This is a genomic window from Tenggerimyces flavus, assembly GCF_016907715.1.
In the GTDB taxonomy this organism is placed as follows: domain Bacteria; phylum Actinomycetota; class Actinomycetes; order Propionibacteriales; family Actinopolymorphaceae; genus Tenggerimyces; species Tenggerimyces flavus.
Window position 1 is genome coordinate 4,999,197 of sequence record NZ_JAFBCM010000001.1, and the last position, 24,588, is coordinate 5,023,784.

General features: G+C 69.0%; 26 protein-coding genes and 1 riboswitch. Of the genes, 9 read left to right on the forward strand and 17 right to left on the reverse strand.

Annotation, left to right across the window (positions count from 1 at the left end; genetic code table 11):
• The first annotated feature begins 106 nt into the window (after positions 1–106).
• The 5 genes from JOD67_RS23350 to JOD67_RS42030 are packed head-to-tail and all read left to right on the forward strand — an operon-like array spanning position 107 to position 4,791.
• Positions 107–1,024, forward strand: coding sequence for a D-isomer specific 2-hydroxyacid dehydrogenase family protein (locus JOD67_RS23350; protein ID WP_239555268.1), 918 nt, complete (start codon positions 107–109; stop codon positions 1,022–1,024).
• Positions 1,017–2,054, forward strand: a complete 1,038-nt coding sequence (vanA, locus tag JOD67_RS23355) for a D-alanine--(R)-lactate ligase (RefSeq protein WP_205119834.1) — start codon at positions 1,017–1,019, stop codon at positions 2,052–2,054. Before JOD67_RS23350 ends, vanA begins: the two co-directional genes overlap by 8 nt.
• Positions 2,051–2,659, forward strand: coding sequence for a D-Ala-D-Ala dipeptidase VanX (gene vanX, locus JOD67_RS23360; protein WP_205119835.1), 609 nt, complete (start codon positions 2,051–2,053; stop codon positions 2,657–2,659). Before vanA ends, vanX begins: the two co-directional genes overlap by 4 nt.
• Complete coding sequence (locus JOD67_RS23365) at positions 2,660–3,655, forward strand: alanine racemase (RefSeq protein ID WP_205119836.1); 996 nt, start codon at positions 2,660–2,662, stop codon at positions 3,653–3,655. It begins immediately after the preceding gene.
• On the forward strand, positions 3,655–4,791 hold the full coding sequence (locus tag JOD67_RS42030; protein WP_205119837.1) for a UDP-N-acetylglucosamine--N-acetylmuramyl-(pentapeptide) pyrophosphoryl-undecaprenol N-acetylglucosamine transferase: 1,137 nt from the start codon (positions 3,655–3,657) through the stop codon (positions 4,789–4,791). Before JOD67_RS23365 ends, JOD67_RS42030 begins: the two co-directional genes overlap by 1 nt.
• Here JOD67_RS42030 and JOD67_RS23375 read toward each other — a convergent pair.
• A complete protein-coding gene (locus JOD67_RS23375; protein WP_205119838.1) occupies positions 4,748–5,857 on the reverse strand; it encodes a sensor histidine kinase in 1,110 nt (369 codons plus the stop codon). The two genes, JOD67_RS42030 and JOD67_RS23375, sit on opposite strands and share 44 nt — an antisense overlap.
• Complete coding sequence (locus tag JOD67_RS23380; RefSeq protein ID WP_205119839.1) at positions 5,850–6,545, reverse strand: response regulator transcription factor; 696 nt, start codon at positions 6,543–6,545, stop codon at positions 5,850–5,852. Before JOD67_RS23380 ends, JOD67_RS23375 begins: the two co-directional genes overlap by 8 nt.
• A 173-nt stretch (positions 6,546–6,718) precedes the next feature.
• Between JOD67_RS23380 and JOD67_RS23385 the strand changes: the two genes are divergently transcribed.
• Entirely contained in the window at positions 6,719–7,264 is a 546-nt protein-coding gene (locus JOD67_RS23385; RefSeq protein ID WP_307782516.1) for a M15 family metallopeptidase, read from the forward strand.
• 4 nt (positions 7,265–7,268) lie between these two features.
• Here JOD67_RS23385 and JOD67_RS23390 read toward each other — a convergent pair whose 3' ends face one another.
• The 3 genes from JOD67_RS23390 to JOD67_RS23400 are packed head-to-tail and all read right to left on the reverse strand — an operon-like array spanning position 7,269 to position 10,445.
• Positions 7,269–7,709 carry a GNAT family N-acetyltransferase gene (locus tag JOD67_RS23390; protein ID WP_205119841.1) on the reverse strand — a complete coding sequence of 147 codons (441 nt, stop codon included), beginning with the start codon at positions 7,707–7,709 and terminating at the stop codon, positions 7,269–7,271.
• Positions 7,710–7,746: 37 nt separating this feature from the next.
• Complete coding sequence (locus tag JOD67_RS23395; RefSeq protein ID WP_205119842.1) at positions 7,747–8,640, reverse strand: NAD(P)-dependent oxidoreductase; 894 nt, start codon at positions 8,638–8,640, stop codon at positions 7,747–7,749.
• Positions 8,637–10,445 carry an alpha/beta fold hydrolase gene (locus tag JOD67_RS23400; protein ID WP_239554004.1) on the reverse strand — a complete coding sequence of 603 codons (1,809 nt, stop codon included), beginning with the start codon at positions 10,443–10,445 and terminating at the stop codon, positions 8,637–8,639. Before JOD67_RS23400 ends, JOD67_RS23395 begins: the two co-directional genes overlap by 4 nt.
• A 212-nt stretch (positions 10,446–10,657) precedes the next feature.
• Between JOD67_RS23400 and JOD67_RS23405 the strand changes: the two genes are divergently transcribed.
• The gene (locus JOD67_RS23405; RefSeq protein ID WP_205119843.1) at positions 10,658–11,437 is read left to right on the forward strand and encodes a dihydrodipicolinate synthase family protein; all 780 of its coding nucleotides are present in this window, start codon (positions 10,658–10,660) and stop codon (positions 11,435–11,437) included.
• A gap of 692 nt (positions 11,438–12,129) precedes the next feature.
• Here JOD67_RS23405 and JOD67_RS23410 read toward each other — a convergent pair.
• Positions 12,130–13,920, reverse strand: a complete 1,791-nt coding sequence (locus tag JOD67_RS23410; protein WP_205119844.1) for a right-handed parallel beta-helix repeat-containing protein — start codon at positions 13,918–13,920, stop codon at positions 12,130–12,132.
• An 88-nt stretch (positions 13,921–14,008) separates the two neighbouring features.
• Between JOD67_RS23410 and JOD67_RS23415 the strand changes: the two genes are divergently transcribed.
• Positions 14,009–14,878, forward strand: coding sequence for a TetR/AcrR family transcriptional regulator (locus tag JOD67_RS23415; RefSeq protein WP_205119845.1), 870 nt, complete (start codon positions 14,009–14,011; stop codon positions 14,876–14,878).
• A gap of 35 nt (positions 14,879–14,913) precedes the next feature.
• On the opposite strand, the gene JOD67_RS23420 is transcribed toward JOD67_RS23415, so the two are convergent.
• From JOD67_RS23420 to JOD67_RS23455, 8 genes are all read right to left on the reverse strand, one after another.
• Positions 14,914–15,579 carry an SGNH/GDSL hydrolase family protein gene (locus tag JOD67_RS23420; RefSeq protein ID WP_239554005.1) on the reverse strand — a complete coding sequence of 222 codons (666 nt, stop codon included), beginning with the start codon at positions 15,577–15,579 and terminating at the stop codon, positions 14,914–14,916.
• Positions 15,580–15,768: 189 nt separating this feature from the next.
• Positions 15,769–16,029 (reverse strand): hypothetical protein, encoded by a 261-nt coding sequence (locus JOD67_RS23425; protein ID WP_205119847.1) that lies wholly within the window; start codon positions 16,027–16,029, stop codon positions 15,769–15,771.
• A gap of 39 nt (positions 16,030–16,068) precedes the next feature.
• Positions 16,069–17,472, reverse strand: a complete 1,404-nt coding sequence (locus JOD67_RS23430; RefSeq protein ID WP_307782517.1) for a metallopeptidase TldD-related protein — start codon at positions 17,470–17,472, stop codon at positions 16,069–16,071.
• The gene (locus tag JOD67_RS23435) at positions 17,469–18,977 is read right to left on the reverse strand and encodes a TldD/PmbA family protein (RefSeq protein ID WP_205119849.1); all 1,509 of its coding nucleotides are present in this window, start codon (positions 18,975–18,977) and stop codon (positions 17,469–17,471) included. The genes JOD67_RS23430 and JOD67_RS23435 overlap by 4 nt, the downstream gene beginning before the upstream one ends.
• Before the next feature lie 57 nt (positions 18,978–19,034).
• A complete protein-coding gene (locus JOD67_RS23440; RefSeq protein ID WP_205123136.1) occupies positions 19,035–19,751 on the reverse strand; it encodes an anti-sigma factor in 717 nt (238 codons plus the stop codon).
• A complete protein-coding gene (locus tag JOD67_RS23445) occupies positions 19,748–20,365 on the reverse strand; it encodes a sigma-70 family RNA polymerase sigma factor (protein ID WP_307782518.1) in 618 nt (205 codons plus the stop codon). Before JOD67_RS23445 ends, JOD67_RS23440 begins: the two co-directional genes overlap by 4 nt.
• Positions 20,362–21,651: a hypothetical protein gene (locus tag JOD67_RS23450; protein ID WP_205119850.1), complete on the reverse strand. Its 1,290-nt coding sequence runs from the start codon at positions 21,649–21,651 to the stop codon at positions 20,362–20,364. The genes JOD67_RS23445 and JOD67_RS23450 overlap by 4 nt, the downstream gene beginning before the upstream one ends.
• A 74-nt stretch (positions 21,652–21,725) precedes the next feature.
• A complete protein-coding gene (locus JOD67_RS23455; protein WP_205119851.1) occupies positions 21,726–22,217 on the reverse strand; it encodes an aromatic-ring hydroxylase C-terminal domain-containing protein in 492 nt (163 codons plus the stop codon).
• A 135-nt stretch (positions 22,218–22,352) separates the two neighbouring features.
• Here JOD67_RS23455 and JOD67_RS23460 point away from each other — a divergent pair, with 135 nt between their 5' ends.
• Positions 22,353–22,493, forward strand: coding sequence for a hypothetical protein (locus tag JOD67_RS23460; protein ID WP_205119852.1), 141 nt, complete (start codon positions 22,353–22,355; stop codon positions 22,491–22,493).
• A 3-nt stretch (positions 22,494–22,496) separates the two neighbouring features.
• Here the strand turns inward: JOD67_RS23460 and JOD67_RS23465 are convergent, their stop codons facing one another.
• The 3 genes from JOD67_RS23465 to JOD67_RS23475 all read right to left on the reverse strand — a co-directional run bounded on the left by JOD67_RS23465 (position 22,497) and on the right by JOD67_RS23475 (position 24,575).
• Entirely contained in the window at positions 22,497–22,877 is a 381-nt protein-coding gene (locus JOD67_RS23465; protein WP_205119853.1) for a TetR/AcrR family transcriptional regulator, read from the reverse strand.
• 181 nt (positions 22,878–23,058) lie between these two features.
• Positions 23,059–23,796 carry a LysM peptidoglycan-binding domain-containing protein gene (locus JOD67_RS41310; RefSeq protein WP_205119854.1) on the reverse strand — a complete coding sequence of 246 codons (738 nt, stop codon included), beginning with the start codon at positions 23,794–23,796 and terminating at the stop codon, positions 23,059–23,061.
• Positions 23,797–23,803: 7 nt separating this feature from the next.
• Positions 23,804–23,978, reverse strand: a riboswitch (cyclic di-AMP (ydaO/yuaA leader).
• 99 nt (positions 23,979–24,077) lie between these two features.
• Positions 24,078–24,575: a phosphatase domain-containing protein gene (locus JOD67_RS23475; protein WP_205119855.1), complete on the reverse strand. Its 498-nt coding sequence runs from the start codon at positions 24,573–24,575 to the stop codon at positions 24,078–24,080.
• Positions 24,576–24,588: the final 13 nt, after the last annotated feature.

The following is a 24,588-nucleotide window of genomic DNA, read 5'->3' on the forward strand; positions in this document are numbered from 1 at the left end:
CGCGCCAACAGCGTCCCGTCACGCCCGCTCGCTGGAGCCCTCGTCCGTCGCGACCGTCCCGACCACGGGCGTCACGGTCTACGGGTGCGAGCCCGACGAGGCCGGCATGTTCCACGAGCTGGCGCCGCACTTCGGCGTGGTGCTGACGATCACCGAGGCGCCGGCGGCTGAGGCCACCATCGAGCTGGCCCTCGGAAACCGCTGCATCAGCGTGGGTCACAAGACCGAGATCACGAACGCGACGCTGCTCGCGCTCAGCCAGGTCGGCGTGGAGTACATCTCCACCAGGAGCATCGGCTTCAACCACCTCGACGTGAGCTACGCGGAGAGCGTCGGTATCGAGGTGGGGAACGTCGTCTACTCGCCCGACAGCGTTGCCGACTACACGTTGATGTTGATGCTGATGGCGGTCCGGGACGCCAAGACGATCATCCGCCGCGCGGACATCCACGACTACCGGCTGAGCGACGTACGCGGCCGAGAGCTGCGCGACCTGACCGTCGGGGTCGTGGGAACGGGACGCATCGGCGCCGCGGTCCTGGACCGGCTGCGGGGATTCGGCTGCCGGACGCTGGCGTACGACCTCCGTCCCAAGACCTCCGCCGAGTACGTCCCGCTCGACGACTTGCTGCGGGAGAGCGACCTCGTCACGCTGCACACGCCGCTCACCGCGGACACGTACCAACTCCTGGACCGTCGACGGATCGGGCAGCTGAAACGTGGCGCGATCGTCGTCAACACAGGGCGCGGTGCGCTGCTCGACACCGAGGCTCTCCTGCAGGCGTTGGAGGACGGCCGGCTCGGTGGCGCGGCGCTTGATGTCCTCGAAGGGGAGGAGGGCATCTTCTACGCTGACTGCAGCGACCGGCCCATGGAGAGCAAGGTGCTGGTGCGGCTGCAGGAGCTGCCGAACGTGATCGTCAGTCCTCACACGGCCTATTACACCGACCACGCGCTGAGCGACACGGTCGAGAACTCCCTCGTCAACTGCCTGAGATTCGAAAGTAGGAACCCGCGTGGATAGGCTCAAGGTCGGCATCGTCTTCGGTGGCTGCTCCGAGGAACATCCCGTCTCCGTCAAGTCCGCCCAGCAGGTCGAGCAGCACCTCGATGCCGAGAGGTACGAGCCGTTCTGGATCGGGATCACCAAGGACGGCGCCTGGAAGCTGTGCGACGGCCCCAGCTCGGACTGGGATACCAGCGGCCGCCCAGCCGTGCTGTCACCGGACCGGAGCGTCCACGGCCTGCTCGTGCTCGAGCAGGGGCGGCACGAGACGATCCGGCTGGACGTGGTGCTTCCCGTTCTGCACGGCAAGCTGGGTGAGGACGGCGCGATCCAGGGTCTGCTGGAGCTGGCCGGAATCCCTTATGTGGGTTGCGATATCCCGAGCTCCGCTCTGTGCATCGACAAGTCCCTGACCTACAACGTGGTGGGGAACGCGGGCATCCCCACGCCGAGCTACTGGATCGTCGCGGCCGACGAGAACGTCGATCCCGACCAGTTCACCTACCCGATCTTCGTCAAGCCGGCCCGGTCGGGTTCGTCGTTCGGCGTCAGCAAGGTGTCCAGCCCGGAGGAACTGCCGGACGCGATGGTGACCGCAGGGGAGTTCGACTCGAAGGTGCTGATCGAAGAGGCCGTCGTCGGCAGCGAGGTGGGCTGCGCCGTCCTCGGGAACGACACCGAGCTGATCGTCGGCGAGGTGGACCAGATCCGGCTCACCCACGGCTTCTTCAAGATCCACCAGGAGGACTCGCCCGAGAGCGGCTCGGAGAACTCGACGATCATCGTTCCCGCCGACATCCCCGCGGAGACGCGGCAGGCCGTTCAGCAGACCGCACGCGCGATCTACCGCGCCCTTGGATGCAAGGGCATCTCGAGGGTCGACATGTTCCTGCAGGACGACGGACGGGTGCTGCTCAACGAGGTCAACACCCTGCCTGGGTTGACTTCTTACAGCCGCTACCCGCGCATGATGGAGGCTGCGGGGATCTCGTTCGCCGAGGTGATCGACCGTACCGTGTCGCTGGCCCTGACCGGCAAGATCCAGTGAACGACGACTTCGTCTTCGTCGACGAGGTCGTTCCCGGCGTGCGGTGGGACGCCAAGTACGCCACCTGGGACAACTTCACCGGCAAGCCGGTGGACGGCTATCTCGCCAACCGCATCGTCGGGACGAGGGCGCTCTGCGCGGCGCTGGACGGCGCTCGGGAGAAGGCCGAGTCGCTCGGCTTCGGCCTGCTCCTGTGGGACGGGTATCGCCCGCAGCGCGCCGTGGACTGGTTCCTGCGCTGGTCGCAACAGCCGGAGGACGGCCGGACGAAGCCGCGCCACTACCCGAACATCGACCGGGCGGGGATGTTCGAGAAGGGGTACGTGTCCGCCAGGTCCGGCCACAGCCGGGGGAGCGCGGTCGACCTGACGCTGTACGACCTGGCTACCGGTGACCTCGCTCCGATGGGCGGTGACCACGACCTGATGGACTCGGTGTCCCATCACGGGGCACCAGGGGTCACGCAGGTCGAAGCGAGGAACCGGCAGTGCCTGCGTTCGCTCATGGAGGCTTCAGGATTCGATTCGTACGACTGCGAATGGTGGCACTACACGCTGAAGCGCGAGCCGTATCCCCATACCTACTTCGACTTTCCGATCACGTAGATGCCGCTCACGTTGTACGTCGACGGTGACCGGTGGCGGGCGCATCAGCGGTCGGTCGTCGCGTCGTTCCCGGGGATTGTGCCTGTGTGCAAGGGGAACGGGTACGGGTTCGGCAACGCGCGGCTCGCGGCTGAGGCGCAGCTGTTGGGTGCGGACCTGATCGCGGTCGGCATGTACGAGGAGGTGCCCGCCGCCGCTGAGGTCTTCGACGGCGAGATCCTCGTGCTGGTGCCGTGGCGGCCGTTCGCGGAGGTCACCGAGAAGTATCCGGTGATCCACACGGTGAGCCGGTTGGCGGACCTGGAGGCGATCGCCAAGGTCACCGGGCCGAAGCCCCGCGTGGTCGTCGAGCTGCTCACGTCGATGCGACGGCACGGGATTCCTGCCGCCGAGCTCGGCCTGATCGGGCCGCTGCTCGATCGCGTGGAGTCGGTCGGCTGGGCGTTGCATCTGCCGTTGACTGCCGCGGGTGCGCATGGCGCGGAGGTCGAGCGGTGGATCGGCCGGCTGCGTGGCTCGGGGCTGCCGTTGGAGCGGTTGTTCGTGTCGCATCTGACGAGCGGCGACCTGGCGGCGTTGTCGGCGAAGCATCCGGAGCTGACGATCCGTCCGCGGGTCGGGACCGCGCTGTGGTTGAAGAAGGACCAGCTGTACCGCGCCAAGGCGCACGTGCTGGACGTTCATCGGGTCAGGCGCGGCTCGATCGTGGTCGTCGCGGGCGGAACGGCGAACGGCATCGCGCTCGAGGCACCCAGCCAGGTCGCGGATCTTCGTACCCGGGCGAAGGTCCTCGCCGCCAGCAGCCTCGAAGCCGCCGGCCGCGCGCTGTCCCCGTACACGATCGCCGGCCGCCGACGGTGGTTCGCCGAGCCACCTCATCAGCAGGTCAGCATGATCCTCGTGCCCAGCAAGGTGAAACCCCCGAACGTCGGCGACGAGCTCGACGTCAACGTCGGCATGACGCTGACCACGTTCGACCGGATCGTGACCAGCTAGTGCTCGCACCTCGTATCGTCGTCGCTGGCGGTCACTCGGCCGGGCACATCGAGCCCGCGATGAACCTCGCCGATGCCCTCCGTCGGCTGGAGCCGGCGGCAGCGATCACCGCCCTCGGCACCGTTCGCGGTCTGGACACCACGCTGATCCCGGCCCGCGGCTACCCGCTCGAGCTCATCCCGCCGGCGCCGCTGCCGCGCGAGCCGAGCCTGGACCTGCTGCGGCTGCCGATCAGGCTGCGCGACGCGGTGCGGGCGGCCGGGGCGGTGCTCGACCGCGTCCGGGCCGAGGCCGTGGTGGGCTTCGGCGGCTACGTGGCCGCGCCGGCGTACGTCGCCGCCCACAGACGCGGTCTGCCGTTCGTCGTCCACGAGGCGAACGCCCGGCCCGGAGTCGCCAACTGGCTGGCGGCCCGGATGACGACCCACGTGTTCACCGCCGGGCCGAGCGTCCGGCTGGCGCACGCGACCGCCATCGGGATCCCGCTGCGGCCGGCGATCGCCGGGCTCGACCGCTCCGGGCTGCGCGGCGAGGCCCGGCGGCGGTTCGGCCTGCGACCCGACGGGCCCGTGCTGATAGTGACCGGCGGATCGCAGGGCGCGCGGACGATCAACGTCGCTGTGTCCGCCGCGGCGGGGGAGCTGAGGGCCGCCGGCGTGCAGGTGCTGCACATCACCGGACCGAACCACGCGGTCGACGTCCCGGCCGGCGACCCGCCGTACGTCGTGGTCTCCTACGTCGACGAGATGCGGTACGCCTATGCCGCCGCGGACTTCGTGATCTGCCGGTCGGGTGCGATGACGTGCGCCGAACTCGCCGCGGTCGGCCTGCCCGCCGCGTACGTCCCCCTGCCGCTGCGCGGCGGCGAGCAGCGGCTCAACGCCGTTCCCGTCGTCAGAGCCGGCGGGGCACTGCTCGTCGACGACGCCGACCTCGACCCGGCCTGGATCGAGACCGTCCTGCTCCCCGTTCTGAGAGATCCCGATCGCATCGCGGCGATGTCGGCGAACGCGTCGGCGGCCGGCGCACCCGACGCCGACGTCGTGCTGGCCCGGCACGTCCTCGCGGCGGTCGCCGAGCGCCGCCGCGACGTCAACTGTCGGCGTGCGGTGGCGCGACGGGCAGCCGCACCGTGACGCTGAGCCCGCTGCCGGGGCGCGGGGCGAGCGTGAGGGTCCCGTCGTGCGCCTGGGCGATGCTCTTCACGATCGCCAGGCCGAGGCCGGCACCAACATGGTCCGTGCGTACCCGTTGGGAGCCGCGCTGGAATGGCTCGGCAAACGTGGAAACCATAGCTGCGCTGAGCCGCTGGCCAGTGTTCTCGACCGTGAGCACCACAGCATCGGGATGAACGCTGGTCGTGATCCACACCTTGCCGTGCTCGGGCAGGTTGTGGACGATCGCGTTGTGGACGAGGTTGGTCGTCAGCTGCAGCAGCAGCGCGGGCGAGCCGAACGCGGTGGCCAGGTCGCCGGAGGTCTCGATCGTGATGTCGCGCTTCTCCGCGAACGGAAGGAGCGTCTCCGCGGCCTCTTCCGCGGTGAGGGACAGATCGACGTGCTCTCGGGTGAACGACCGTTGGTCGGCGCGGCTGAGCACGAGCAGGGCTTCGGTGAGATCGATCGCCCGGGTGTTGACGAAGTGCAGCCGGTCGACGAGCTCGCCCGGGTTCCGGTTCGGATCGTTGCGGGCGACATCGAGAAGTGTCTGCGTGATCGCCAACGGGGTGCGCAGCTCGTGGGAGGCGTTGGCCGCGAACCTCTGCTGCTCGGCGATCTGCGACTCGAGCCGAGCCAGCATCGTGTCGAAGCTGTCGGCCAGCTCGCGGAACTCGTCCTTGCGGCCCGGTAGCCGCACGCGGTGGGCCAGCGAGCCGTCCGCGGCCAGACGGGTGGCCTCGGTGATGCGCGTCAGGGGAGCGAGCATGCGGCCGGCGAGGATCCATCCGCCCACCAGACCGAACACCATCAGGAACAGCAGGGTGGCGACCGAGATCTCGGTGAAGGCTCGCTGGGTGTTGGAGCGGCCGGGAACGAACGCACCACCTATGCCCGATCGCGCCTCTCTGATGATCCCCCACTGGGGGTAGAGCTGCTGGAGGACCATCCAGATGACGAGCAGCAAGATGCCCGCGAGCATGAGGAAAGCCGCGTAGCTGATGGTGAGTTTGAGGCGAACGCTCAACCCCGGTTGCCTATCCACGGTCTCCTCCCGGACGCCCGGTGTCGGGTGCCGTGTCGATGCGATAGCCGACGCCGGGCACGGTGGCGATGAGCCAGGGTTCGCCGAGTCGTTTGCGCAGTGACGAGACGGTGATGCGGACGGCGTTGGTGAACGGGTCCGCATTCTCGTCCCAGGCCCGTTCCAGCAGCTCTTCCGCGCTGACGACACCGCCCTCGGCGCCGACGAGGACCTCGAGCACGGCGAACTGCTTCCGGGTCAGCGCTACGTACCGGTCGTCGCGATAGACCTCGCGGCGGAACGGATCCACCCGCAGCCCGGCGAGCTCGCGCACCGGTGGCCTGTTCTGGGCACGCCTGCGGTCGAGGGCTCGGAGCCTGAGGACGAGCTCTCGGAGGTCGAACGGCTTGGTGAGGTAGTCGTCGGCGCCGAGTCCGAACCCGGTGGCCTTGTCGTCGAGCCGGTCGGCAGCGGTGAGCATGAGGATCGGCATGCCACTGCCGGAAGCGACGATGCGCTTGGCGATCTCGTCGCCGGACGGGCCGGGGATGTCGCGGTCGAGGACGGCGATGTCGTAGGTGTTGACGCTCAACAACTCCAGCGCGGTGTCACCATCTCCGGCGAGGTCAGCGGCGATCGCCTCCAGGCGTAGACCGTCGCGGATGGCCTCTGCCAGCAGGGGTTCGTCCTCGACGATCAACACACGCATCCGACGATGTTACGAGTCCGGCCATATCGTCCGCATATCGAGAAGCACATACGGGCTGGCAACACCGCGCTGCCTTGACTGCGGGTATGACCTCGAACGAACCAGCACGCACGACACCTCGTCGCGCTCGATCGACCTTCCTGGCCGCTCTTCTTGTCGTCAACGCGGGGTTCGTGGCAGTCCTCATCGGGCAGTCGCTGACGTCCTCGCCCTCCTCGGCCGCGGCACCGTCCCCGGCCGAGTCGCCGACCCGGCACCGCCCCCGTGTGCTCGGCGAAGCAGACGGCGCCGTACCCGACGGCACGACGGTGTTCGACGACGTTCCGGCCGTCGCCAACCTCGACGCCGACTTCCTCCAGGCCCTCCGCCAGGCGGCCACGGACGCCGCGGAGGACGGGGTCGAGATCTTCGTCAACGGTGGCTGGCGTTCCCCGGCGTACCAGGAGAACCTGCTCCGGGAGGCAGTACGGAAGTACGGCTCGGAAGAGGAGGCCTCCCGCTGGGTCGCCACCCCCGAGAAGTCCAACCACGTGGCAGGGCACGCGATCGACATCGGGCACGCCGAAGCCAAGGCCTGGTTGTCCAAGCGCGGCGCCGCGTACGGGCTGTGCCAGATCTACCGCAACGAGCCCTGGCACTACGAGTTGCGCCCGGAGGCCGTCGAGAACGGCTGCCCGCCCATGTACGACGACCCCACGCACGACCCTCGGATGCAGTAGTGGCTCAGCCCCGCAGGTCCCTGAGGAAGCGCGACGATCTCCCTGTCTGGCTGACGTATCCGCGGGCCTGGTAGAACGCGTGCGCGTCGTCCCGCCGGTCGGAGCTGGTGACCTCCATCCGCAGGCAACCCTGGCTCGCGGCGAAGTCCTCGGTGGCCTCGACGAGACGGGAGCCGACCCCCTGCTTGCGCACGCGGTCCGAGACGACGAGGGCGGTGATGCGGGCCCAGGCGCCGTCCCGTTCGAAGAACGGGCAGACGTGAACGGCGATCACGCCATGGAGCTCGCCCTCGACGTCGGCCACGTACGCCGCACTGGCCGGATCGTCGATCCACGCCTGGAGCCGGGCCTCCGTCGCCGCTTCGCCCTCCTGCGGATAGCCCAGCTGGTCGAGCAGCTCGTTGATGGCCTTGGCGTCAGCGCTGTGCGCGGCTCTGATCTCCATCGCTCGAACCTAGGCGCCGAAACCTATCGTCGGCATATCAGTCTTGCGCGGCCTCGAATCCGGACAGCCGTTCCAACGCCTTCACCAGCGCGTGGTTGCCCTCCGCGCCGAGGCCTTCGCGTTCGAGCGTCCGGTACAGGTGGAACACCGTGCTCGTCGCCAGCGCCGGAACGCCCAACGAGTCGGCGGCCTCCAGCACGAGGCGCAGGTCCTTCTGCTGCAGGTCCAGCCGGAAACCTGGCCGCCAGTCGCGCGCGATCACCTGCGGTCCGCGATTCGCGAGCATCCACGACCCGGCAGCGCCGCCGGTCACCGCGGTGAGTGTCTTCTCCAGGTCCAGCCCGCCGGCCTTGGCGAACACCAGCGCCTCGGACACCGCGAGCATGTTCACCACGACGAGGATCTGGTTGACCAGCTTGCAGATCTGCCCGGTTCCGACCTCACCGAGGTGGGTGATGGTCTTGCCCATCGCCTCGAGGTACGGCCGCGCGCGTTCGACGTCGTCGGCGGCTCCACCGACCATGATCGACAGGGTGCCGTTCTTCGCACCCTCGCTGCCGCCGGAGACCGGCGCGTCGACGAACGAGATGCCCGCCTCCGCCAGCCGCTCCGCCCACGCACGGGTCGCGGACGGGCTCACCGTCGAGCAGTCCACGACCAGCGAGCCCTTGCGCAGTCCCGCGGCGAGCCCGTTCTCACCGAACAGCACCGCCTCGACGTCCGGCGTGTCGCTGACGCAGACGAACACGACGTCGCACTGCTCCGCCACCGCACTCGGGGTGACGGCCGATGTCGCGCCCTGCTCCACCAGCGGCTCGGCGCGGGAGGCCGTACGGTTCCACACGACGACCTCGTGCTCGGCCTTCAGTAGGTTGCCGGCCATGCCGGCGCCCATGATGCCGAGGCCGACGAACCCCACCGGCCGGCTCATGACGACGCCTTCGGCGCGAGCTGCTCGGCGAGGAACGCCAGAGCGGCCGGGTAGGCGTCCAGCTGGTTGACCTTCTTCTTCAAACCGTGCCCCTCGTCGTCGTAGACCCTCAACTCACACGGGACATCCCGCTTCCGCAACGCCTCGGCGATCTGCTCCGCCTCGGACAGGGGGACGCGAACGTCGTTAGCGCCATGGATGACGAACAGTGGTGCGCGCATCTCGTCGACCCGGCTGATCGGCGAGGCCGACTCGAGGAAGTCGCGGTCGTGCTCGAGCGACCCGTACTCCCGCTCACGGTGCGCGCGGCGGAAGTCGGAGGTGTTCTCCAGGAACGTGACGAGCGAGGCGATGCCGACGATGTCGACGCCGGCCGCCCAGCGTTCGGGCTGGAACGCCAAGCCAGCAAGGACCATGTAGCCGCCGTACGAGCCGCCGTACAACGCCGCCCGGCTCGGATCCAGGTCCACGGTCGGCAGCCACTCGTGCAGCGCGGCGAGGTCGGCGACCGAGTTCAGCCGCAGCCGGACGTCGTCGAGCGCGTACCACCGCTTGCCGTAGCCGGTCGAGCCGCGCACGTTCGGCACCAGCACCGTGTGGCCCTGCGCGACCATCGCGGCGACGATCGGCGCCCAGTTGCGCATCGACTGCCCCTCCGGGCCGCCATGTACGAGGATCACGACCGAGCCGTCAGCGGCGGCGGGCCGGTAGACGAAGACCGGCACCTGCTCGCCGTCCGGGGTCGGGACGCGCACCGACTCCGGCTCGACCAGAACCGACGGCAGCTCCATCGAGCCGGGCAACGGGATCGGCGTAGTCGCGCCCGAGCCGACCTCGTGCCGTACGACGACGGGCAGCGAGCGTGGGCCACTGGCCGACATCGTGAGGTAGGTCGCACTCGGCGACCACCGCGGCGGGAAGAAGTCCACCGCGAGCGACAGCCCGGCCGGCAGGTCCAGCTTGCCGAGGTCGGCACCGGTGACGATGTCGTGCAGCCCGCCGCGGAGGACGCCGTCGTCGTTGGTCGCGACGAACATCTGCTTGCCGGTCGGCGCGGACCAGGCGACCAGGTCGCGGGTCTCGTGGGCCAGGACCGTCGTCCAGGTCTTGCTGTCCAGGTCGTAGTGCCGGATCTCGGTGAACTCGCGGTCGGCGTTCGTCGCCACCAGCAAGCCGGAGGAGTCCGGCAGCCAGGACGGCGCCTCCAGGAACGTGGGCTCGTCGGCGCTGGTGAGCTCGTGCAGCGTGCCGTCGGCCGTCGAGACGAGAACGAGCTGCAGCGAGTGCGCCAGCGTGGGAAGCGTGAACGCGACCCATCTCTCGTCGGGCGAGGCGGAGACCTCCATCACCCAGCCGCCGCCGTCGTAGAGGACCTGCTCCTCGCCGGTCTCGATCTCGCGGCTGATCAGGTCGAAGTCGACGCCATTTCTTCTGTTCGTCTTGTAGAGGACTTTGCCGGGCTTGGTGTCGGAGAGTCCGTGGATCCAGTCCGGGTCGTGCACGAGGGGCCGCAGCTCGGGGAAACCTTCTGTGTCCTCGATGTCGAGCAGGGAGAGCTGGCCTCGTTCGTTGCCGCCGCTGTCGTGCTGGACGACGACGCTCCTGGTGCCGGGCAGGTAGCGGCCGGTCGCGCTCTCGCCCAGGTCGGTGAGCTGTCGCCACGTACCGTCGGCGCCGATCTCGTGCAGCTGCAGCGAGCCGCTCGTGTCGGTGCTGACGAGGACCCGGCCATCGTCGTCGACGTCGTGGACCCAGACCGTGGGCTGGCTCAGCAGCTGGCGCAGCAGCGCGTCATCGGAAGGCATATCGCGACCGTAGCAACCTTGCCCACATTGGTCGCAGCCCCGGCTCGCTCAGTTTCGCCGCACGCCACCGTCTGTCCCGCGACCTTCCGGCGTTCTGCCTGGGCTTCTTCGACGAGCCGGACTGCGACGTTTTGATGGTCGCTGGAAAACATCTGATGACTGGGGCAGGATGGAGGGGAATTTCGCATCCCGGGACGAGGAGTCAGGCGCAGATGGCAGAGCCAACCTTCAGTGGCGTCGGCGTCGCCTTGCTGACGTTCTTCGACGAGTCGGGCACGGTCGACGTGGACGCGACGATCGCGCACGCGGTGCGGGTGGCCGGGTCCGGCGTACGCGCGGTACTCGTCGCCGGTACGACAGGGGAGGCGGACACGCTGACCGACCCCGAGCGCTTGGAGCTCATCGCCGCGGCTCGGGCGGCCCTGCCGGACGACGTCACGGTGATCGCCGGCGCGAGCGGCGCGTGGGCGCGGGCCGCTTCCGCCCGGGCCGTAGCCGCGCGGGAGGCCGGCGCGGACACGGTGCTCGTCGCACCGGCGCGTGGTGGCGTGCAGTTGCAGGCGTTCTTCGACGCGGTGACCGAGGCCGTGGGGGAGACGTCGCGGGTGATCGGCTACCACAACCCCGGCCCGCTCGGCGTTCCCGGCATCCCGGTCGAGACGCTCATGGACCTGCCGATCGGCGGCGTGAAGGACTCCTCCGGCGACCCCGGCCGGCTGCTCGACGAGCTGGACACCTGGGACGGCCAGGTCTACCTGGGCTCGTCGGCGATCCTCAGCTTCGGCGGCCCCCTCGGCGCCGCTGGCGCCCTGCTGGCGTTGGCGAACGTGGTGCCGGAGGAGTGCGTCCAGGCCTTCGACGGCGACGCGAAGGCCCAGCGTGCGTTGACCGGGCTGGTACGCAAGGTCCGCCAGTCCGGCCTCGCTGCGCTCAAGGCGGCGACGGCTGAGCGCTTCGGTACGTCGACCGTCCGCCGCCTCGCCCTGTCCTGACGGATTCGCATCGGGGCGCCCCTCGCATGCCCGTGATCATGTACGTGATCGTGAAGCCGAACTGGTCGTATTCGCCGGGTCTGCCTTCATGATCACGTTCATGATCACGGGTAGGTGGCGGAGGTTTTGGGTGAGGGGCGCCCTGGTCCCATAGGTTCGGACCGGGGTGCCCCCGACCCAGCCAGACCTCGTCACACCAGCACTACCCGGCCACCTCGACAGCGGCCGCCGCCTTGAATGAAGGGCACCTTCATTCAATAGGTTGAGATGAAGGTGCCCTTCATTCAAATGGTCGCGGAGTGGCGGCGCCGTGTGCGACGGGTGCGCCTCATGTTCTTGGCGAAGCTCGCTGGCTGTTGGTGCTGACTTGGTGCGGTGTCCGGCGAGATCTCGTCGAGGAGGGCAACTGGCGTGGGCTGTTGCGGCGGTCGATTTTGGTGGCCGGTCCGGGGCGCGTCAAGGGCGCCTCTCGGCGGGGCGCTTCGCGCGCGGCGAGAGGCGTCGCTTCGCGACCGCGGAGCGGCCCTTGACTCGCCCCGGACCGGCCACCTGTTTCTAACGCGCCGCCCCACCCCCCGGGAACGGGTGCCCGGAGGAGGTTCCTTCTTGCTGGGGTTTGGTGCCGTGCTTGGGTCTCTTGTGGTGCTTCCCCGGGTCTCTTGTGGTGTCGATGAAGCCGGGGCTGGCCGCGTTCAGACTCGGCGTCCTGCTCGGGCGAGGATGTCCGCGGCCGCTGGGTTGGCCTTGATCTCATCGTCGAAGGTTTCCTTGGGCAGCACGGTGTTCCCGGCCACGGTCACCGTCTTGGGCGGGTCGTCGTAGCCGCCGGGTAGGACGTCCCAGAAGTTGCCGATGAAGGCGACGTTCTCCATCGGAGGGCCGACCTGCAGCACGATCGGGGTGTCGGCCCGGCACACGATGTTCCCGATGACGGTGATCCACGCGGCGCCGTAGTCGGTGTAGAGCCCGAAGTTGTACGACGTCAGGACATCGCGGATCACGTTGCCCCGGACGACCGCCCCGCCGGCGAAGGAGGAGCCCTGCGGTGCGGACAGGTAGATCCCGCCGCCGTCCATCAAGGCGCCCATGCTGCGTTCGACGAGGTTCCCGACCACCTGGGTGTCCCTGGCCCGCTCGCCACCGGTGATCACGATGCCGTTGTGCGGAACGTCCTGGATCTCGTTGTGCGCCACGGTGGTCTCTTCGGATTCGACCACCAGGATGGCGGGCGAACCGCGGTACTCGGTGCCGATGTGGTGGACGAGGTTGTCCTCGACGGTCACGCGGGTGGCGCCATGGATGGCGATCCCGCTGCCCGAGATCTCGTCGAAGACGTTCCCCCGGACCTCGACCGCGGTACTGCCCTCGATCGCCAGCCCGCCGGCGCCGAGGCGGGTGAAGTGATTGCCCTCCAGCACGATCCGGCTGACTGCGTCGAAGGTGACGTTGGCCGGTAGCTGGGTCGGCGTCGCCGGAACGTGGACGTAGCCCACGTCGGCACCCATGTCGATCTTCTGGAACTCGCCCCGCTCGTGGCGGCTGTTGCCGTGGTAGTGCAGGTATCCACCGGTGCGGGTGGGACCCGACCAGTGAGCGTCGGCGAAGGTGAGGCCGCGCAGCACGATGTCGTGCACGTTCTTCCCGCTGACGAGCGTCTCGAGAACGGGCACGATCGCGGTGGTCTTGCCGATCTCCTCGCCGGGGCGCGGACGGTAGTGCAGGACGTGTCCGCCCGGTTCGGAACAGTCGACGGCGAAGGTTCCTAGCTCGCCGAGGAAGGCCACGTTGTTCTCGAGCACCGACGGTACGGCGAGGCCGTCCCAGGTCCCGTCACCCCCTTCGCCGTACCACTTCGAGTCGTAGAGGGACTTGGCGTTGTCGAACGCGGGCTGGGCCATGGTGATGGTGGTCGAGGAGCCTTCTCCGGAGATCGCGGCGACCGCCAGGCGAGCTTCGGACCATGGATAGACGCCGGGGTAGACGAACTCCAGTCCGGAGGGATCCGGCCACGACTGAGGCTCCACGCTGTCCGTGACGTAACCGGTAGCCGTTTTCGTCACACTTCCCGGAAGCCCGACGGTGCGGGCCGCCCGGGACGCGGGGCGATTGTCGACGGCGAGCCGGCGTGGGTCCAGCTCGCCGATCGGGGCGGTCCATACGCCGTCGGTGTCCGCGGACCAGCCGGTGATCTCGCGGCCGCCGCTGAACACGACCTTCTCCTGGTCGGCAGTTCCATAGCCGTGGGCTTGGTAGATCACTCGGAAGCCGTGGGTTCCGGAGTCGGCTTGCGTGTCGTCGAAAGCGAGCGGTTCGTCGAGGTGGTAGACACCGGCTCGGAAGGCCACGACGAGGTCGCCGGTCATCTCGGTGGTGAGCGCGCGGACAGCTCTCTGAGCCGCGTGCGGAGTGGCGAACGGCCGGTCGAGGGTGCCTGGCCAGTCGTCCTGGCCGTCGGGGGACACGTACAACCTGTTTTCGGGCATGGCGAAGCGCTCCTGCGGGAAGGTTTATCAGATATACTGAGGTTTATTAGCTAAACACGATCGAGTGACAAGCGTCAAGGGAGTAGTGGTGGCTGAAGACGACGCGCAGCCGGATCCGGATCGTGCGATCGAGCTGCTGTGGGGCGCGCACGAACCGGACCGGCCAGGGTTGAGCCTCGGCCGGGTCGTCGCGGCGGCGGTCGAGGTCGCGGACGCCGAGGGGCTCGGCGCGCTGTCCATGCGCAAGGTCGCGGAACGGTTCGGCACCACGACGATGTCGCTCTACCGCTACGTCCCTGGCAAGGCGGAGCTGGTGGAACTCATGCGGGACGCCGTCTACGGGGAGGCGCCTCTGGAGCCCGCGGACGGGCTGGACTGGCGCGCCGGCCTCGAACGCTGGGCGCGGCGGACGTGGGAGATCCACCAGCTGCATCCCTGGCTGGTCTACAGCGCGGGAAGCCGCCGCCTGCCCGGGCCGAACATCATGGCCGGGTACGACCACGCGCTCGACGTCGCTTCGCGCACCGGTCTGGCGCCTGCTCAGGTGGTCGCGGTCGTGAACCTCGTGGGCGGTTTCGTCGAGTCCGTCGCGCAACAAGCGGGGGAGACCGCGGAGCTCCAGCGGCGTACGGGGATCTCCCACGAGCGCTGGTGGAGCGAACGCGAGTCCCTGTTCGAGCGGTTCGACGCCTACCAGGCCTTGGGAAGGCTGTGGGAGAGCGGGGGAATGGACGAGCCGCTCGACCCGTTCGAGTTCGGCCTGCAACGCACGCTCGATGGCGTCCAGACCCTCGTCGAAAGCCAGGGGAGCGAGGTAAGGCGTGATGAAAAGGGGGGAGCGGAGTGTGTGATGTGCGGGAAGCCGTTGGACGAGGGAGGGCGGGGACGACCGCGGGACTACTGCTCGAGGGCCTGCCAGCAACGCGCCTATCGCCAGCGTCAGTCGACTCGGCCTTGACTCTTGACCTGCACGCCTTCAGGTGAAACGAGGGGCTAGGGGCGGGTTGCCTTGATGGCTTGGACGATGAGCTCGTTCCGCGCGTTCTGACCCAGCGGAACGGTGGTGTGCACGCCGTCGCGGATGTAGTTCGTCGGCAGCAGGCGGGTCGGCCTCGCGGCGAGGAACTCGGCCCAGCGGACGATGCGCAGGTTCGGGTGGCGCTTCTGGGCGTCGGCGAGCTGGAGGTTGATCCAGCCGCTGTTGCGCTGGTCGGCGAGTTGGACGGCCGCCGGCTTGCTGGTCCGCGCGACCTGCACGTTCACCCACAGCACGATGCGGCTCGGGCCGACGATGGTCATCGTGCGGTCGATCTGCGCCGCGAACACCGGCGGGTTGAAGATGTCGTTCGAGCCGGTCGCCATCAGGATCCGGTTCGGCATGCCGTACGTCTGTGCCCACGAGGCGAGCGCGTCGACGGCGGGCGCCGTGGGACGTCCGGACCAGTTGTGGACCGCGATGACGTCCCCGGTCTGGTCCAACAGCCGCTCGGCGAGCGCTCTGCCGTCCTGGTAGGCGATGCTGTCGCCGAACATGTACAGGCCGTCCCCGTTGAGCACCGGCCGGATCTGGGTGATGGTCGAGATCGCTCTCGAGCTGTTCGACCAGTCGCCGATCGGTCCCGAGCCGTAGTCCTCGGCGAGCGCGGTTCCGGTCGTCATGATGGAAGCTCCCACTGTGGCTGCACCGGTCACGAGGACCTGGCGTCGAGTCAGTCTCATCGGTGTCCCCTCGTCGCTGAGATACTGGATCGTACCTGTATGGCCATCGGCTCGAAAGGAACGATCGGGCCTGGCAACGCCAGCGTGGCGCCAGAGGCTGCCCCGCGCGTAGCCTCCAGCCGTTGCCCGTCAGTCGTAGCGCAGGAAGCGCCGCCGCAGCCGGGTGAAGTCGGCGAGCTCGGGCCGCCACGACGCGACGATCGCGTCGACCGACGTCCCCGCGTCGATGGCCTTCCGGACGCGGTCCGAGCCGGTCCGGAACCGGTCACGGACCAGGTGCTCCAACCCGGTCCGGACGCGCCCATCGGCGGACGCGTTCGCGGGTGCTGCCATCCCGAGGACGCCAGCACCCGCACCGGCAGCCAGCATGGACCTGCGTGAGATCGTCACCGTGCCGGCGACCGTAACGGCTGCCGGTGAACAGACTCCCTAGCTGGCCTGGCTCACACTCGACATGTTGAAGTCCGGGATCCGCAGCGTCGGCGCGGCGACGCGCGGGAAGTAGTCGCCCCACTCGCGGGAGAACGCGGGCACGGTGGCGCCGGCCTCGGTGAAGCGGCTCAGCAGGTCGACCGGGCTCTCGTTGAACCGGAAGTTGTTCACCTCACCGACGACCTCGCCGCGCTCGACGAGGTAGATGCCGTCGCGGGTGAGGCCGGTCATCAGCAGCGTCTGCGGATCGACCTCGCGGATGTACCACAGGCAGGTCAGCAGCAGCCCGCGCTCGGTGCGCGCGACCTGCTCGGCGGTCGTGCCCGTCGCGCCCGGCACCTCGAGGATCAGGTTGTCGACGAACGGTGTCGTCTCCAGCCCGGTCAGGTCGGCCGAATGCCGCGTGGTCGCGAGCGCCGCCAACGAACCGTCCCGGATCCAGTCGACGCGACCGAGCGGCAGCCCGTTGTCGAACGTGCTCTGCGCACTCGTCGACCGGTGCGCGACGACGAACGGCGCGCACTCCAGGCCGGGCTGGCGGGGGTCGGAACGCATCGACAGCTGCGTCGACGACAACCGCTCGCCGACCCGCGTTCCGCCACCAGGCTTGGAGAACACCGACTGGCCCTCTTGCGCGTCGCGCGCCGAGGAACGCCAGTACGTGTAGATCAGTAGGTCCGCGACGGCCGCCGGCGGCATGATCGTCTCGTACCGGCCGGCCTCGAGGTCGATCCGGCGCGCGGACCAGCGGAGCCGCTTGCGGAGCTCGTCGTTCAGCCCGAGAACGTCGACGTCGGTGAAGTTGCGTGTCGCCTGCCCGACCCACGCCGACCGTGCCCGGTCGTTCGACTTGCCCGTCCACGTCACGTAGCCGGTCGGCTGGACGTGCCGCAGCCGCAGCCCGGTCGACGAGCCGAGGTACGTCGTCGTCACATCGTGCTCGACGAAGCCGTACAGGAACGTGCCCTCCGTACGTGCCATGCCGAACGTCTCGCCGAGCGCCGGCGCGAACGAGTCGAACACCCGGATCGACGTCTCCACGGGTGGATCGGACCAGTCGACCGACGTCGGTCCCTCGACCAGCGGCCGCGCGTCGGGAGCGTCGTCGCTGTTGCGCGCGATCTCCTCCGCGGCGCGGACGAACGACTCGAGCTCGTCGAGATCCACGCTGCTGCGGCTCACCACACCGGAGGAGACGCCGGTCTGGCCGTTCACGACCGCGATGACGGTGAGCTTCCGCGACAGCGACACACCGTTCGTCGTCAGCGTGTTGTTTGCCCAACGCAGGTTGGCGTTCGACGACTCCTCGGCGATCACCACGCAGCCGTCCGCCTTCGACAGCGCGAGCGAGCGCTCGACCGTCTCCTGCAGGGTGAGGATCTCCTTCACAGCTGGACTCACCGACCCGATTCCTGGCTCGTATTGAGGATGCGTACGCCACGGAACAACGCCGACGGGCATCCGTGACTGACCGGAGCGACCTGTCCGGGCTGGGCCTTGCCGCAGTTGAACGCGCCGCCGAGGACCCACGTCGACGGACCGCCGACGGCCTCCATCGAGCCCCAGAAGTCGGTCGTCGTCGCCTGGTACGCGACGTCGCGCAGCTGCCCTGCCAACTTGCCGTTGACGATGCGGAAGAACCGCTGTGCGGTGAACTGGAAGTTGTAACGCTGCATGTCGATCGACCACGACTTGTCGCCGACGACGTAGATGCCGTTCTCGACCCGGCCGATCAGCTCCATCGTGGTGGGACCGTCAACCGCGGGTTGCAGCGACACGTTCGCCATGCGCTGCACGGGAACGTGGCTGGAGGAGTCGGCGAACGCGCAGCCGTTGGAACGCTCGTAGCCGAACAGCCGGGCGATCCGGCGGTCGAGCTGGTAGCCGGTGAGCACACCGTTCTTGACGATGTCCCACTGCTGGGTGGCGACGCCCTCGTCGTCGTACCCGACCGTCGACAGGCCGTGCTCGACGGTGCGGTCGCCGGTGATGTTGAGGTGCTCCGAGCCGTACTGCAGCGTGCCGAGCTTGTCCGGCGTCGCGAACGACGTGCCGGCGTAGTTGGCCTCGTACCCCAGTGCCCGGTCCAGCTCGGTCGCGTGGCCGATCGACTCGTGGATCGTGAGCCAGAGGTTGGACGGGTCGACGACGAGGTCGTACGTTCCGGGCTCGACGCCGGGCGCCTTCAGCTTGGCGGCGAGCAGCGCGGGGATCATCGCGAGCTCCTGGCTCCACGCCCAGCCCGTGCCGGTGAGGTACTCGTACCCGCGGCCCGCCGGGGGAGCGAGCGTGCGCATCGAGTCCATCCGCCCGGTCTCCGGGTCCGACGCGAACGCCTCGACCTCCGGGTTGACGCGCACCCGCTGCTGCGTGGTGACGGTGCCGTGGCTGTTGGCGAAGAACTTGTTCTCCCGCACCTGGCCGAGGCTCGCGCGCACGTGGTCGACGACGTCGGCCGCCATCAGCCGCCGGCTCCAGTCGGTGAGCTGACCCACCTTGTCGGCGTCGGGCACGGTGAACGGGTCGATGTCGTACGCCGAGATGTACGTGACGTCCGGGTAGACGGGCTCGTCCGCCAGCTCGATGCGTTCGGCGTTCATCCCGGAGGCCACCCGGGCGACGTCGACCGCCTGGTCGGCGATCCGGATCGCCTCGTCCCTGGTGAGGACGACGCTGGAGGCGAAGCCCCAGGTGCCCTCGTGGATGACGCGTACGGCGAAGCCAGTGTCCTCGCCGTCGCGGCTGCCCTCGAAGACACCATCGCGGACGGAGATGTGCTGGTCGCGGATGCGTTCCAGCCGGAAGTCGGCGTACTCGGCACCCTGTTGGCGGGCTCGGCTCAGCGCGGCGTCCGCGAGCTCCCGGAGGGGGAGGTCGAGGAAGCTCCCATCGATCTGATGCTGCACCCGGCTGAGCCTACCCAGTGCCTGCAGTGCTCATGGCGACCGCACGGTCGTGCTTGGTCAGGTCTGGAAGGGGACCTCCGAGATGGGCGCGGTGGTGGGCTGCTGCGAGCCGCCCTCGGGTTCGACGGTGAGGCCGAAGGCGGAGGCGCCTTCGACCGATTCGTCCATGATCTGTACGACTCTGCCGGGCTTGCCGTGCTCCACCACGCCGGCCGAGACCAACCTGTTGTCGTGGACCATCCACAGCTGGTAGTCCTTGCCCTGCGGTGCCGCGGGCAGCTGGTCGAGCACGACGACCGCGGCGTCCTGGTTCGTGGAAGCCACGAGCGTGACCGTTCCGCCGCCGCGTACCGTGCCGTGGAACGTCCGCGAGTCCGGCGCCGCGAGGACCGCTGCGATCGCGTTCCGTTCCCGGTCGGCCTGCTGCGCGTTGCCCACCTGGACGGCCGTCACTCCGCCGGCACCTCCCAGCACCACCAGCGCTGCCGCGGCGACCAGCCAGGTCCGCCGCGGGGTGCCGCGGCGCTTGATCGGGACGACCGGCGGCGGCAGCTGCCGGGTCTGCCGGATCTCCGTCAGCACCTTGTTCTTCAGCGCGGGCGGCGGTGTCTCGGCGACCGCTCCGCCCAGGCGGGTCGCGGTGAGCCGGAACTCGTCGACATCCGCCTGGCAGGTCGAGCACGACGCGAGGTGCGCCTCGAACGCCGCGCGCTCGTCCGGCGGCAACGCGTCGAGGGCGTACGGTCCCGCGAGGCTGTGCACATCGGCGTTCATTCGGACACCTCCCCTGCGACGCCGAGGCAGTCGCGCAGTCTCACTAGTCCGTCTCTCATCCGGGTCTTCACGGTCGCGAGGTTGGCGTCCAACAGCTCGGCGACCTCGCGGTAGGTGTAGCCCCGGTAGTAGGCGAGCGTGACGGCCTCGCGCTGCAGTTCGGTCAGCGTACCGAGGCAATGTCGGACCTGCTGGTGTTCGAGGTTCGCCGTCACCTGCTCGACGACCTCGTCGTATGGCGGCGTCTCGTTCCCCGCCGCGGCCCGCCGCTCCCGGTCCGACGACGCCTGCTCCGACCGCACCCGGTCGACGGCGCGGCGATGCGCGAGCGTGAGTGCCCAGCCGTGCACCGAGCCGCGCGACGGGTCGTAGCGCGTCGCCGTACGCCACAGCTCGACGAACACCTCCTGGGTGACCTCCTCGGCCTGCGACGGGTCCCGAAGGAGCCGGCGGATCAGGCCGAACACCTGCGGCGCGAGCTGGTCGTACAGCCGGGCGAACGCGCCCTCGTCGCCGCGAGCGACGAGGACGAGCAGGCCGTCGGGACCGTCCGGCGGCGGCTGGGCCGCTTGGCCGCCGGGCAGTCCCGTCAGCTTGACCCTGCGACCCGTCACGTGAGCGCCGCGGCGAGGGAGTCGATCGCACCCGCGAGCGACTCGGCGTGGCCCACCAGCTCGGCGGTCACGGCTTCGGCGGGCAGCGCGCCCTTGGTCGTCTCGGAGATCAGCCCGCCGGCGGCCACGGTGTAGGCGGACAGGTTGGCGAGCGCTTCCTTCTTGCCGGCCTCGTCCTTGCCGGCGGCCGCGACGGCGTAGCTGACGAAGTCGTTGATGTGCGAGCGCCAGGCCTCGAGGAACGTCTCCTCGGTGCTCTGGTCGGACAGCGAGCCGACGGCCTTGGAGATCGCGACCGAGTTCGCGTCGAGCGTGGCGGTCGCGGCCTTGAACGCGGGGGAGTCCGCGCCGGCGGTGTACGCGGTGAAGACGGCGATCCCAGCGAGGTAGACGTGCTCGGTCAGGGCGGCGGTGAGGTTGGCGCGCAATGTTGACGCGGCGTCGTTCGGGTCGCCCGCCATCTTCGTCGCCTTCGCGATGCCGCCGGCCAGCGCTGTCGCGCTCATCGGCATGTGCGCCGCGGCGGCGCGCAGATCGTCGTAGGCCGTGGGCTTGTTCTCGGCGAACCCATCGACCGCCTTCGCGAGCGAGCTGATGTGCGTCTCGAACTCCTTCTGGACCGCGGCTGCCGGCAGCGTACCTCCGGTCGCGTCGTCGAAGAACCGTCCGGCGGCCTTCGCGTACGCCATCAGGTTGTCGACTGCTTCCTGCTTGCCCTTCGCGTCCTTGGTCTTGGCGGCGACGGCGTACGCGACGAAGTCATTGATGTGGGACCGCCAGGACTGCAGGAACGTGTCGCCCTGCTCCTTGCCCACGATGCTCGCGACGGCCGCGCCGACTGCCTGGGAGTTGGCGTCGAGCGTCTTCGCGGCGAGCTTGAACTCGGGGGAGTCCGCCCCCTTCGCGTACGCGGTCGCGACCGCGATGCCGGCGAGGTAGACGTGCTCGGTGAGCAGGTACGTGAGGCCGGACCGCAGCTCGGCGGCCTTGGAGTCCAGCGCGCCCTCGATGCCCGCGGCCTGGGCGAACCCGGTCGCGAGCGCCGTCGCGGTCATCGGCATATGGCCGGCCGCGGCGCGGGAGTCGGCGAACGGGTCGCCGGTGCCCTTCGGCATCAGCGCCTCGGCGGTGTGCTCGGAGTGCTCGGGCGACGGTGCCGCCGTGGTCTTCTCCGGCGCCGGCGTGGTGGGCGCGGCGGCCGGGTCGTTCTGTTGACCGCAGCTCGCGGCGACGAGCAGGGCCAGCACCCCACTCGCGGCGAGAGCCTTGCGAAGGGCATGGCGCATATCGAGACTCCCGACCTCGGTGGTGGGGCTGGACACGGGGAGTTCGTCGCCGCGATGCGTCCGGATTGGTCTTACTACGACAATGTTTGCCGGATCGCCTCGCCGAGGACGGTGTCCGCGTCGTCGTGGGGCGGGTCGTCGGTGCGCCAGGCGACGAAGCCGTCCGGCCTGACCAGCACGGTTCCGTACCGCCAGGCGCTGTCGTGGCGGTGGACGAGCCCCTTGCGACCGGCCGCCTGGGCCCACCCGGCGTCGTCGGTGATCAGCGCGAGGCCGTTCGCCCAGACGTCGACGGTCGACGTGTTCTCGTCGAGCCAGACGTGGGGGAGCCTGGTGCCCGGCTTGGCGCTCGGGTGGCGAGGGTCGTCGAACGGGGGACCGGCGTAGGTGTACCCGAACTTCAGCGTGAGGTCGTCGACGAGCTCGGCTTCGTCGTCGTCGCCGTCGTCGGCTGTGTCGCCGCCGAACCACGCGCGGCCGGTGGCGACGGCCTGGTCGACGGTCTCGCCGCTGTCCGGGTCGAAGCGTACGTAGAGGTTGGGCAGGTCGCCGACGATGCGGACCATGCCCTCGTACTACTCGTTGCTGACCTGGCCGATGGCGAACGTCTTGTCCTGCAAGGCGTTTCCGAGGTCGGCACGGACCATGATGCTAGCCACGTCCTCAAGCATTCCGATGCCGTGGCGGGCTATGCCCAGGCCGTGTCTGGTCGGGCTGTCGTTGCCGTCCGCCGCGACGAGCGGAAGACCTCTTCGAGCCTGTCCTGGGAGAGCACGACGTCCCGGCTGGGGCTGATCGTGTCGTCGGGCTGCTCGACGTTGGGTGGGTCGATCCAGCGGTAGTTGTCACTGGTGAGGCTCTCGGCCCAGAGGATTCCGGTGCCGTCGATCTGCCAGGGATTGGCCTGGCGTACGGCGTTCTCGATGCCCGCGGCGGGGTATCAGCTCGTGCAGCAAGCGGAAATGGCCCGGGTCGTTCTTGGCCTGCTCGACGAGCCCGTCGACCATCGTGCGGAGCGCTTGGGGTCCGTCGGCGCGGTCCTGGTCGAGCTCGAGGGGCATGAGCATGCGCGCCGTGATGGCGTGCTCGATGACCGCACGGACGAGGGCTTCCTTGGTGGGGAAGTAGTAGTGCAGCGTCGCCACCGTGATGCCGGCCCTTGCGGCGACATCGCGGGTACGGAGATTGGCCAACCCGTGCTGGCGGATCACCTCGTACCCGGCCACGATCAGCCGCTCCCGCCGTTCCTCCGAGCGCGGCCACGGAGAGTTGTTGGACAGATCTCGGCCTCTATCCCGACATCTGTCCAACAACTCCCGGGGCGCCGGCGAGCAAGCAGCCTGGACACGACGAAACCCCGCCCGGAGGGGTCGGGCGGGGCTTCGTTGTTACTTCAAGAGGGCCGGATCAGCCGAGGAGGAGCTTCTCACCTGGGAAGATGAGGTCGGGGTTGCCACCCACGAGGCTCTTGTTGAGCTTCGCGAGCTGCTGCCAACCGCCCGTGACCTTGTTCGCACGCGCGATCTTGGACAGCGTGTCGCCGCCCTTGACCACGTAGCTCGCACCTGCGGCGGCCTTGCGGTTCGCCGGGGACGTACGCACCGTGCGGGTCGACTTCTCCTCGGAGCTGCTCGACTTGCGCTCCGTCGAACGCGAGGTCCGCTTGCTGGACTTCTCGCGGTCGTCGTTCTTCTTCTCGCTGGAGTCGCTGCTCTTCTTCTTGGGCGTCTCGGGCGCACCCGGGTCACCGCCCTTGTCGCTGCGGCCGAGGCCCAACTTGCGCGAGCAGGCGGGCCATGCGCCCCAGCCCTGCCCAGCGAGGGTCTTCTCGGCGATCGCGATCTGCTGCATCTTCGTCGCCTTGTCGGCGCGCGAGGCGTACTTCGTTCCGCCGAACGCACGCCAGGTTCCCTTGGTGAACTGCAGGCCACCGTAGAACCCGTTGCCGGTGTTGATGTGCCAGTCGCCACCACTCTCGCACTGCGCGAGCCGCTCCCAGGTCTTGAGGCTCGCTGCTTCTGCCGGCAGTGCCATCCCCATCACGGGCACGGCGACTGCGACGCCGCTGACGGCGGCGACGGTGGTGATGCGCTTGGCGGTCTGTTTCGAACGGCTTGCGCCGCGGTGCTTCCCCTTATAGGGCATGCTGATCCGATCCTCTCGGCGCCTGCGGAGTCAGCTGTCGGATTCGGGCGAGAGGTGTGCCCGGCCACCCGTAGGTGGCTTCACCCCAAGGACTCCCACTAATGGGGGCCCGGTGGTGGGTCCTCCGTCTCCGCCCTGCATGTACTCGTAGGTTGTGGTCCGCCGGGCGGAGTTCGGCGAGACGGGCCACAATCGCGCCACCTCCGAGGCGCGACCGGACAGACTCTACGTCGTGACCTTTTCGTTAACAACCGGGGGGATCGGGCATGTGGATAGCGGGGTCACGTCCGTCCGTCTCGTTCCTGAGCATCACTGAGCGCGTCGAATAGTCCGATTTGACCGGGGTCGTCCTGGGTGTTCGACGGCTTTCCCCAGGTCGCCTCGAGCACTGTGAAACCCTGCGCGCGGGCGGCCGAACACACCTCAAAATCGTCGTCGACGAGCAGTGCGACTCGGCGTGTCGCGGCGATTCTCTTGAGAATTTCGACCTTTGTTATGCGCGCTGGGCGACGGTCGTTCGGCCGTCGCAGCAACAGTTCTCCGGCCGGGATTCCGTGGGTGGAAAACCACTTCTCGGTGTCGCGGCGACAGTGTTCCGGCCGCCCGGACAAATAGGTCACGTCGTACCGTTCCGCCAGCTCTCGCGCGACCGCGAGCCCCTCGGGAAGGAGCGGATCGTCGACAGCTGCGGCAAAGAACGCGTCCCAGTTCTTCGGGCGTTTCGCTACGTGATGTAGTCGGTGGGTGACGTCGGCGAGGACGCCGTCGATGTCGACCACCGCGACGGCTCGG